This window comes from Streptomyces capoamus, assembly GCF_014654935.1.
In the GTDB taxonomy this organism is placed as follows: Bacteria; Actinomycetota; Actinomycetes; order Streptomycetales; family Streptomycetaceae; genus Streptomyces; species Streptomyces capoamus.
The window spans coordinates 249568-260049 of record NZ_BNBF01000002.1; the positions used below are offsets into that span (position 1 = coordinate 249568).

A 10482-nucleotide genomic window follows, 5' to 3' on the forward strand; every position below is an offset into this window, starting at 1 on the left:
GCGTCCGGGAAGTGCAGCAGCGCGCCGTCGTACATGTCGGGGCGGATGAACACCTTGAACCGGATGCTGCGCGTGCCCAGGCGCATGGCGAGGGCCAACTCCAGGATGCCGCTTACCAGCCGGTCGGCCTGGGAGCGGACCCGGTGCAGGTGCTCCAGGGCGTCGAAGAGGATCAGGTGGGTGATCCCCTTGCCCTGCGCCTCCCGGTCGACCATCTGCACCGTGCGCTCGGCCGCGCCCGGGTTGTTGCGCACCCAGGTGGCCTTGTCCCGCCACTCGGGCAGCTCGCGCAGCTCCGGCTGGCCGAAGGCGGTCAGCAGGACGGCGTACCAGAGGTCGTAGGGGCGGACGCCCTCCTCTACCAGCTGCCGCAGGTTGCCCGGCCCGGGGTAGAGGTCCGGTTCCAGGGCGGCGCCGTAGCCACGGGACACCGTGACGCGCCGCAGGCGTTCGATGCCGTACTCCTGGGCGGCGACCTCGCGCAGCGTCTCGTCCAGCAGCGAGCGGTACCAGAAGGTCTTGCCGACGCCCCGGCCGCCGCGGACCACCGTGCTGTCGACGTAGAGGGCGGCACGGTGCGTGTCGGGCGTGAACAGGCTGCGCACGTTCGGCTCGGCGGTGTCGGCGTCCGTGGCCTCCGGGAGGGCCGCGGCCAGGAGGTCGCGGTACTCCTCGACGCCCAGTGGGGTGCTCATCGCGGTCCTTCGCTGCTCTGCGGATCTGCGGTGATCAGGAGCGTAGCGGTGGGCAGGAAGTCCCGGTACGCCGCCTGCACGAACGCCCGGTCCTGCCAGCCGGGGACCGAGACGGCGTCCAGGCCGACGAGTCCGGGGTCGAACAGGATCGGAATGGGGTGGTGCGGCGCCGCCTCGTCCTCCAGGAAGGGGGAGAACGTGTCGAGATCCAGCTCATTCGTCTCCGGGTCGGGGACGTCGTCGTCGTACAGCAGCGAGAAGGACTCCCAGGCGTGTTCGCGGAACGACTGGAGGTAGGCGTCCCTGGGGCGCAGCGGGGAGTCAGGCACCATCGAGGCCACCATGCGCAGCTTCTCCCGGATCGCCGGTGCCTGCCCGGACAGGAGCCATGCCTCGAAGAGGTCGCCGTAGCCCTCCCAGGTCTGGGCGTTGTCCGTGCCGAACAGCAGGGCCAGGTCGCACAGGCGGGAGATGGTGACGGCGGCGATGTCGTGGATGCCGGCGCGGCTGTCGAGCAGCACGACGTCGGGGCGGCGGCCGCTGTCGCCGTCGCGGGCCACCGCGTCCTCGCAGGCGCGTACGGCCCGCTCCAGGCGGTCGGCGAAGTCGGCGCCGGGGACGTCCGCGTACACCCGGTTCAGCTTGTCGACGTAGGCGTAGGGCAGGCCCGGCATCCCACGGCCCCGGGCGGGCGCCACCCACAGTTCACCCCGGCCGCCGCGCGGCTCGTAGCCGGTGCGGACCACCAGTTCCAGGCCGTCCGCATTGTCGACGGCCGACTCGACCAGCTGGTCGATGATGCCGTGCGGGGGCAGCTCCGTCCCGGCGGCGACCAGTGGGCCCACGCCCGGGGACTCCAGGTCCAGGTCCACGACAAGCACGATGTGACCCTGGTCGGCCAGGTGGCGGGCCAGGACCGCGGTGGCCGTGCTGCGTCCGACGCCGCCCTTGAACCCGTACAGCGCCGTGCGGTGGGTGCGGGAGCCGTCCGCTTCGGGGGCGGGTGTGGAGACCTGTGCCCAGTCCTCGCCCACCACCGTGTTGTCGAGGATCCGGACCCGGCCCGCGGGCCGCTCCGGATCCCGGACCGCCCGCTCCGAGTCGAGTAGTCCGTCGGCCGAGAAGAGGCCGGACGCCCGCATCAAGGAACGGTCGGCGGCATACCGGCCCAGTTTCCGGGCGAGACGGGGGCCGTAGTCGTCCTCCAGGCTCTCCAACGCCGGTGGGAGCGGCTGCGTACGGTCGTCGACGATCAGGGTGAACCGGCCCAGCACGTCCCGTACGGCAAGCACGTCCACCCCCGCTGCCGCCACTTCGTGGGCCAGGTCCAGGGCACGGACTCGCGCCTGCGCGAACCGCACGGGTCCGCCGGCCGGGTCTGGGGCGAGGGTCACGGCAGCCTTCCGGTGATGAGCGCCTGCTCGTGCAGGCTGAGTATGTTTTCCGCCACGGTACGCCGTTGCCGCACGTCCGCCTCGACGACGCTGCTGCCGTCGAGGTACCGGTGGTCCACGGACCATGTGTCGAAGGCCGCCAGACCGCCGAGCGCGGCCGACAGGCGGGTCGCCGACCTGCCGTGCGTCAGGAGCGCCACGTCGGTGGCCACCCAAGGCAGGTGGCTGTAGGCATGGGCCACCTTGCCGGTCGCGGGGTCCTTCACCCAGGGAGTCTTGCTGGGTTTGCCGTTGGGCTTGGGGTCCATCGTGGCCGCCGTGAAGCGGAGCAGCAGGCTCTTGAGGGCGCATTCGACCGCGAAGCCGAAGTGATAGTCCGCATTGGGCAGCCGCGCGTTGTCCAGGAGGAAGACGGCGTCCTTGAAGTGCCGCAGGGCCGCGTGTGCGTAGTGGTGCTCTTGTGATTTCACCGACACGGTCCGGATCTTAGAGCCTGATTCGCTCGAACGGCCCAAAGTGTCCCGGAGGAGCGCCAGTCCGCGATTCAGCGTTGGACGACCTGGATGTGGTGCTTCAGCTCCTCGGCGATGCTCGCGGTGTCGCCGGCCGCGGGCAGGCGCCAGTCCGTCTCGATGCCCGCCTCCACGGCCGGCTCGGAACTGAATCGGATCAGGTCCGGGGAGGCGATGTAGGAGTCACGGAGCCAGGTGATGAACACAGCCGCCTCTTCCGCGGTGTTGTCCACGAGAACCACCGTGTCCCTGCCTTCGTTGCTGGCGAAGCCGGTGAACTCGATCCCTTCGGCCGTCACCGCCCAGAAGGACAGGCGCAGTTGCCTGCCCTGCCGGGTCTCGTACCGCACTTCGGGGAACGCGGCCTCGAGGGCGGCGCCGAAGGCGGCCAGGTCCAGGTTCCAGCCGGCGGGGTTCTTGGCGGGCGCGTAGAGCAGGAAGGTCGTCTGGTATTCGTCGAGGTCCACAGCGGGAAGCGTCCTTCTTCGTCGGGGTTCAGGGCACGTACCGGGAGGTGCCCTTGACCCCCTGTGCCGCCATGAGCGTCTGCCAGTACGCGGCAGCGTCATTGTCGTTGGTGATGATCTCCAGGCCGCGGATCTGCTCGTGCTGCGTCATCGCCTGCCGGTAGTCGTCGAGTTCGTCCTCGTCCTTGCCGACGAGGATGTCCTTCTTGCTCCACTTCTTCTTGCCGTTCTTGTCGTACTTGTCTTCGAGCGCGAAGGTGTCGGGCGTGCGCCACGAGTTCTTCTTGCACTCGTCGTCGGTGTCCTTCACGTACTTCGCGTCGATCATGTAACCGTCGGCCGGCCGCATTCCGTCGGCGGCGATGGCTCCCTTACGAGCTTCCGCGGGGAGCGGTATGAGCCGTTCGGGATACCCGGCCGTCCGCAACTGATAGGCGTTGGCGGGGTCGGTCGTGCTGGTTCCCTTTCCACCGAATCCCATGGGCCGCAGCGTGTTCACCCATGCCTCGAACTCCTTCCGCTCGCCGACGCTGAGCAAGCGGGTGGTACCCGGCTCCGGCGGCAGGGGGTCCTTGAACGGGAGGCTGGGGTCGGGGTCCCGGTAGACGGCCGGTATCACGCCCGGCAGGCCGCCCTTGTACGACGCGAGAGCCAGCGGTACGGGAACGGTCACCGGTTCGGGCACCGGGAGCAGTGGCAGGCCCGGGAGGCCGGGCGAGCCGCCGGAACCCTGCGGGAGCTTGACGCGCTTCTCTGAGCCATCGAGGGAATGGGCCACGTCGCCGAGCCGGTGGATCCACGGGTCGCCAAGCACGGCGTCGAGGAGGCCGCCGTCGTCACCGTTGCCGCCGAACATCGGCGAGTCCCACGGCATGTCCACGTGGAAGGGGTCCACCCGGTCCTCGGTGATCTGCCTCTTGGCCGCCTCGACGTGATCGGCGTACCGTTCGCACGCCTTCGCCAGCTGGGTGCAGGCCGCCACGAGGTTGGCGACCAGCGGCTCGTCCGGATGGGCCCGCTCCGGCGGCGCGGCGAAGCCGACGAAGCCCTTGAAGTAGCTGCGGAACGCGTCCGCCGCCTCTCCGGAATGGGCCTTGTCCGCAGTATGGGCGTACGCCTGCGCGTCCTCCAGGAAGCGCGTCATCAGCTTCGCGCCGCGACGCCAGGTACCCGCCACGTCCCGCAGCTTCTCCGGAGAACCGCGGAAGCGGTCACTCATTCCGGCAGGCGCGTACTGGTCGTACCAGGCGGTCTCGCCGACGACCTCCGGAAGCTCCTGCCCGCGCCCCAGGAAACTCTCGGAGCAGTCCGCAGCAGGGTCGCCCATCCGGTAGGTCAAGTCCACCTGCCGGCCGAGGATCGCCGAGGCGACGCTGCTCTCCTGCGCCATCAGCTCCCGGCAGGTGCGCATCAACCCCTTGCCCGTCTCGCCCATCACGTAGGCGCTGAAGCCGATCATGTCGAGTGTCGTGGCTGCCGCGGACTCGTACACCTTCGCGAACGCGCGTCCCGCGTCGTCGTCCCCGGCCATGCCGTGCTGCCGGTCGAGTTCGTGGAAGAGCGCGATGGCCGTGTCCCGGGTGCCGACCATGACCGTGTCCACCATGCCCATGGACGCCTTTACCATGCCCTCCACGATCAGCTTCAGGTCTGGCGACAGCCCCACGCGTTCCCCCAGTACTCACTCGCCCGCAAGCAGGATGATCAGATCTCCGTTCTATCGCACAGAGGTCCGGAAGGCAGCGCCGCGGCAAGCCAAAGAGAATCTCTCTCCAGCAATCGCTCCCCGACAACCCCCACACCAAGCCACCCCACCCCTACAACCTGGGGCCGTGGGGCTGTCTTCCCTGGTCAGGCGCGTCTGGGAACGAAAATTTTGGGTGCATGACCACCCCTCCCCACAACATCACTCCAGGGCCGGGCCGCGAGACCGGCTTCACGTTGCGGTTCACGGCGACTCCGCGCGGCGCCCGTCTCGCCAGGCGTCTCGCCTCCCAGCAGATGGACGCCTGGGGGTGGCCCTATGGCACACCCGTGCACGACACGGTCGAGCTGCTCGTCGCCGAGCTGGCCGCCAACGCCGTCACTCACGGACGGGTCCCCGGGCGCGATGCCGAGCTGCGGCTGAGCGCCGAGGCCGGACGGGTGCGGGTAGAGGTGAGCGACACCCGTGGGGAGCGCCTGCCCGTCGCCCGGGCCGTCCCGGCCGACGGGGACGGTGGTCGCGGTCTCGTCCTGGTCGCGGCACTCGCCAAGGAGTGGGGCACGGCACCCCGCGCCGGAGCGCCCGGCAAGACCGTGTGGGCCGTCGTGTCCGGTGAGGCCCGGTGACGGAACCCGGCCGACGCACCGGCCCGAGGCGTTGGACGCCCGAGCCGGACGGCCGACAAGGAGCACCGGGGCCCTGATCGCCGGCCTCCGGCCCGGCCGCCCATGCTCCCCCGCGCCGCAAGCGCTCACTGTCTCCTCCCCCGAGGCGTCCCTTTCCCCTCCACGCCCTGGTGGCGACCTGGCAGGATAAGGGGGACGTGTGAGGAATGCCGTGGGGAGCGGGGAGCAGCTGATGGCCAGAGGCGGCGACACCGTCGTACTGAGGGACGTCCTCGACATCAAGGAGGACGTGTACGCCGGCGATTTCAAGGTAGAGCTGTCCCAGGGGTTCGCGGGGAACTCGGCCGGACGGGTCGAGGAGTACGTCGTCACCCCTCAGCTCCGGGGGGAGTTCGACAAGGCCCTGAAGCTCGTACGCGGCGCCGTGCGCAAGAATGCCTCGTACGCGGCCTACCTCCACGGCTCCTTCGGCGCCGGTAAGAGCCACTTTCTGACCGTCCTGCACGCCGTCCTCAACGGGGAGCCGGCCGCCCGGGCCAAGCCGCGGCTGCGGGAGGTCATCGCCGAGCACGACGAGTGGCTGCGCGGGAAGAAATTCCTGATGGTGCCATACCACCTGGTCGGCGCGGCCAACCTGGACGAGGCACTGCTCGGCGGGTACGTGCGGGCCGTGCGCGAGCAGCACCCGGAGGCCTCCACGCCGACCGTGTTCCGCTCCGACGCGATGCTGGCCGACGCCCGGCGAATGCGTGAGCAGCTCGGGGACGACGCGTTCGTGCGGCTGCTGCCCGCCGAGGGCGGTGCCGCGGCCGGTGACGACGACGATGACGAGCTTCAAGTGATCGGCGCCGGTGGGGCGTGGACGTCCGGCGAGCTGGACGACGCCTTCTCCGCTCCCGCCGGGGACCCGCGCCGTGAGCGTCTGGTGTCCGCGCTGCTCACGGGGCCGATGCGGTCGTACGCGGAGAGCGCGCGCGGTGATGCCGGGAAGTACGTGCCGCTGGAGAACGGGCTCGCCGCGATCAGCCGGCACGCCCGCGCGCTGGGCTACGACGGAGTCGTGCTCTTCCTCGACGAACTGGTGCTGTGGCTCCAGGCCCACATGAAGGAGCGCACCTTCGTCAACAGCGAGATCCAGAAGCTGGTGAAGCTGATCGAGTCGGGGGACGCCGACCGGCCCGTGCCGATCGTGTCGTTCATCTCGCGTCAGCGCGACCTCTCGCAGCTCGTCGGCACCGACGTCCTCGGCGCCGACGTCAAGGCGATGGAACAAGCGCTCGAATACCTCAACGAGCGGTTCGACATCGTCGACCTGGAGGACCGCAACCTGCCGGAGATCATCAAGGAGCGGGTGCTGAAACCGCTGCCCGGCAAGGAGACGGTGCTGGAGAACGCCTTCGGCGGAGTCGACCGGTCCAACCAGCAGGTCAAGGACATCTTGCTCGACGGCGGCGGCGCCACCCATGCCGGCTGGGAGGACTTCCGCGCCGTCTACCCCCTCTCCCCCGCCCTGCTCAACGTCCTGGTCGCCCTCTCCGGTGCCCTCCAGCGCGAGCGCACCGGTCTCAAGCTCGTCCAGCAGCTGCTGCAGAAGAACGCCGACGCCGCCGTCGGACAGCTGATCCCGCTGGGCGACCTGTGGGACGTCCTGGTCGACGGCACCGGGGCCGCCTTCACCGACAAGTTGAAGCGGGAGTCCGAGGCGGCCGTGAAGTTCTACGCCAAGGCACGCGCCCACCTACTGGAGAAGTACGGCTCGGACACGCACCCCGATTTCCTGGCCGACGACCGGTTCGTCAAGACCCTGCTGCTCGGGGCGCTGGCACCGGACGTGCCCGCGCTGCGACGACTGACCGGGTCGCGTCTGGCGGCTCTCAACCACGGCTCGGTGCGTTCCCGGACCGTGCCCGCAGGTGACGTGGTCGTACGCCGGATGCGCGACCTCCAGGCCGCGTTCCCGTCCGAGGTGCGCTCGGACGGCGAGGCCGACCCGGTCTTCTCGCTGCACCTGTCCGAGCTGGACATCGAACCGCTCCTTGATGCCGTCGCCGAGGAGGACAAGGCGGGCGTGCGCCGGGTCTGGCTGCGGGACCGGCTGTGGGAAGCCGTGGGCGTCCGGGATGGGCAGTTCGTCGCGGAGAAGGAGATCGTCTGGCGCGGCACCCGGCGCATCGCCGAGTTCGTCTTCGGCAACGTACGGGACCGCGCCGACCTGCCGGACGAGCAGTTCGCCCCCGCAACCGCGGGCAACGTGCGCTTCGTCGTGGACTACCCCTTCGACGACGGCGACCACTTCCCGAGCGACGACTTCCACCGCGTCGAGCAGCTCAGGAAGGACGGACTGACCGCGCCGACCCTGGTGTGGCTCACCGACTTCTTCTCGGACCAGCGCAGGGCCCAGCTCGGCCGGCTCATGCGCATCAACTTCCTGCTGGAACGCGACCGGCTCACCGACTACACCGGGCACTTCCCACCCGACGACCGGGCCAAGGTCCGGCGGCAACTGGAAGTGGCCCGTGACACGCTCACCGACCAGCTCACCGGCGCTCTCGCCGAGGTGTACGGGCTGGCCCGGCCGACGGACTCCAACCCGGGCCCAGAGGTGCCCGACGGCCGGCACGTGCTCTCGCTCCAGCCGGAGTTCTCGCAGCCCCGTGAGGAGGGCGGCAAGGGTTTCGAGGCGAACGTGCAGCACCTGGCCGACGGGATGTTCTCCGCGCTGTACCCCAAGCACCCCGACTTCGGGCTCGACAGCAAGGGACAGCGCAAGCCCGTCACGGCCGCCGAGCTGCGCACCGCCCTGGAGTGGATCACCCGGGCGATGGACGAGGGCGGGCGCGCCCAGAACGTCGACAGCCACCACCTGAAGACCGTCAAGCGGGTCGTTGAGCCGCTGGAACTGGGCACGGTGCACGACGGTCCCCTCGTCATGCGACAGGACTGGCGCACGCGGATCAACCAGGCCGCCGCGGCGCACAAGCAGCGCGGCGACCTCGGCGTCGAGGACATCCGTACCTGGATCACAAAGGACCTCGGTTACACCGGGCTCGACAAGCTCACCGGCAACCTGATCATCGCCTCCTACGCGCTGCTCGACGACCGGGCCTGGGCCTTCCAGGGCGGGCCGGAACGCGAGGCACCCACGCTCCAGGAGATCGGCCCCGGCTGGTCGCTGCGTGCGCAGCCGCTGCCCAGTGAGGAGGAGTACGCGGCGGCCCGGGACCGGGCAGCCCGCCTGTTCGGCGTGTCCGCCAAGCCGAACGTGTATGCCCGCAACGTCAACCGGCTCGCCGAGGACATCCGCACCAAGGCCGAAACCTGGGAAAGGGAGGTCGCCGGAGTACGGGCCTCACTGGACCGGCATGCCGCCCTGCTCGGTCTCGATGCTCCGGACCAGGCTGCCCCACGGGTTGCCATCCTGCGTGAGGCCGCCGGTCTGCTCGCCCGGCTGACCCGGCACGGAAGCGACGCCACGGCGCTCGTCCGCGAGCTGGCCGGAGCCTCGTACTCCGCGGGCGAACGGGACCTGAACACCGCGATGGGCAGCGCCGGAGAGGTGCTGCGGGCGCTGGACGACGCCGCGTGGCCGGTCCTGACCAACGTACGGGGCCTGACCGGCCGCGAGGACGGCGTGGGAGACCGGGCCCGGCGGCTCTTCGACGAGATCGCCCAGGCCGCCCGTGCCTCCGAGTTCGAACGGTCGCTGGTCCCGGTGCTCGGCCAGGCCGGCGACAAGGCCAACGCGATCATCAATGCCGCGCTCCAGGTGGAGAACGTGTTCGCACCGCGGCAGGAAGCCGCGCCAGGCGCGCAGGACGTCAGGGTGAACGAGCCGGAGGTGGCCACCCACCATCCGCAGCCAGCATCCGCCGCCGTCCCTCCCCAGCCGGAGACCGTCCCCAGCAGGGAAACGGACATACCGGTCCGCACCCCGGGATCCGGCCGACGGCTCATCGCCGCGGTCGGGACCACACCGCTGGAGGAGCGGCTCGCCGGTGAGCTCGCCGGCGTCCGTAACGACATCCGGGCCTTCCTGGCCGCCCATCCGGGCGCCACCGTGGCGGTGAGCTGGCAGCCGATCGAGTCCGCCGACTCCGGGCAGGACACCGAGGAGGCGCACTGATGGCGGCCCGGCCCGCCGCGGGGCGGCGCGCCATCGAGGTGCTGCTCGAAGCAGAGCTGCCCCGCGCCGAGGGGCGTCGGCTGGTGCTGGTCGACGCAGTGTGGGCGGGCGGTGAGGAGGAGCGCGAGTTCACAGTGAAAGTGGGCGGCACCGCCCGGCGCGTGCACGTCACCGACCAGGACTCGCCGCTCGGGATCGCCGAGGCCTGGCGGCGGCACACCACCGGCACCGACCGCGCCGGGGACAGCGTCCTGGTGGTCACCGGCAAGGTCCCCGCCGACCAGCTCGGCTGGGACCTGCGAGGCCACGCGGTGCGGCGCCGGCCACTGGCCGTGGAGCGGGCCGACATCGTCAAGCAGCTGTTCAGCGCCGGTGACCTGGACACCCGGATGGTGCGCGAGACCTGGCTCCTGGATGCGCTGCTGGAGGCCGAGCCGCCCGGCGGCTGGCCCAAGGTGGGCTCCGTACTCACCCGTGACAGGGCCGTGCGGGCGCTGCTCGCCGCCCGCGTCGGCCTCGGCGGCACGCGTGACGACTCCCTGGATCTCGACGCCGACACGCTGTTCGACTGGACCAGGACCCCGGCCGGGCCCCGGCGATACGCCGAACTGCCGGAACAGGAGCGTGCCGGCCTGGCCTCCTGGCTGGAAGAGGTGACCGGCCCCGCCGCGCCCACGTTGCTCGCGCTCGCCGCGGACGGTCGCGGATCGGACGCGCTTCCGCTGGGTGCGCTCGCCGCCACCGCACTGACCTGCCAGTCCGCCGCCGACGCCGGATTCGCGCTCGGGACACTCTTCGGCCGGGCCCTCGGCTCGTTCGACGCACTCGCCCCGTACGCGACGGCAGCCACCGGCGTCCTCAGCCGGTGGATCGCCCAGGCGGAGGCCGGCGGCGGCGCGGGCGCAGACGCCCGGGCCCGCGTCCTGACGGTGCTGGAGCGCGCCGATCAACTCGCCGAGA

General features: G+C 70.7%; 6 protein-coding genes and 2 pseudogenes. 3 read left to right on the forward strand and 5 right to left on the reverse strand.

Going from position 1 to position 10482, the window contains the following annotated elements:
* The 5 genes and pseudogenes from IE312_RS38750 to IE312_RS04610 form a co-directional block, all read right to left on the reverse strand.
* A pseudogene (locus IE312_RS38750) lies at positions 1–695 on the reverse strand (hypothetical protein); the annotation flags it as partial.
* The gene (locus IE312_RS04600; RefSeq protein ID WP_229899046.1) at positions 692–2089 is read right to left on the reverse strand and encodes a KGGVGR-motif variant AAA ATPase; all 1398 of its coding nucleotides are present in this window, start codon (positions 2087–2089) and stop codon (positions 692–694) included. The pseudogene IE312_RS38750 and the gene IE312_RS04600, both read right to left, overlap by 4 nt.
* Positions 2086–2565, reverse strand: a complete 480-nt coding sequence (locus tag IE312_RS38755) for a hypothetical protein (protein WP_229899048.1) — start codon at positions 2563–2565, stop codon at positions 2086–2088. The genes IE312_RS04600 and IE312_RS38755 overlap by 4 nt, the downstream gene beginning before the upstream one ends.
* Before the next feature lie 68 nt (positions 2566–2633).
* A complete protein-coding gene (locus IE312_RS04605; RefSeq protein WP_189978616.1) occupies positions 2634–3068 on the reverse strand; it encodes a hypothetical protein in 435 nt (144 codons plus the stop codon).
* A gap of 28 nt (positions 3069–3096) precedes the next feature.
* The gene (locus tag IE312_RS04610; RefSeq protein ID WP_189978617.1) at positions 3097–4734 is read right to left on the reverse strand and encodes a restriction endonuclease fold toxin-2 domain-containing protein; all 1638 of its coding nucleotides are present in this window, start codon (positions 4732–4734) and stop codon (positions 3097–3099) included.
* Between the two features lie 218 nt (positions 4735–4952).
* Here IE312_RS04610 and IE312_RS04615 point away from each other — a divergent pair, with 218 nt between their 5' ends.
* The 3 genes and pseudogenes from IE312_RS04615 to IE312_RS38760 form a co-directional block, all read left to right on the forward strand.
* Positions 4953–5399 (forward strand): ATP-binding protein, encoded by a 447-nt coding sequence (locus IE312_RS04615; protein ID WP_189978618.1) that lies wholly within the window; start codon positions 4953–4955, stop codon positions 5397–5399.
* A 232-nt stretch (positions 5400–5631) separates the two neighbouring features.
* The gene (locus IE312_RS04620) at positions 5632–9522 is read left to right on the forward strand and encodes a DUF6079 family protein (RefSeq protein WP_189978619.1); all 3891 of its coding nucleotides are present in this window, start codon (positions 5632–5634) and stop codon (positions 9520–9522) included.
* Positions 9522–10482: pseudogene (locus IE312_RS38760) on the forward strand (BREX-2 system phosphatase PglZ); the annotation flags it as partial. The gene IE312_RS04620 and the pseudogene IE312_RS38760, both read left to right, overlap by 1 nt.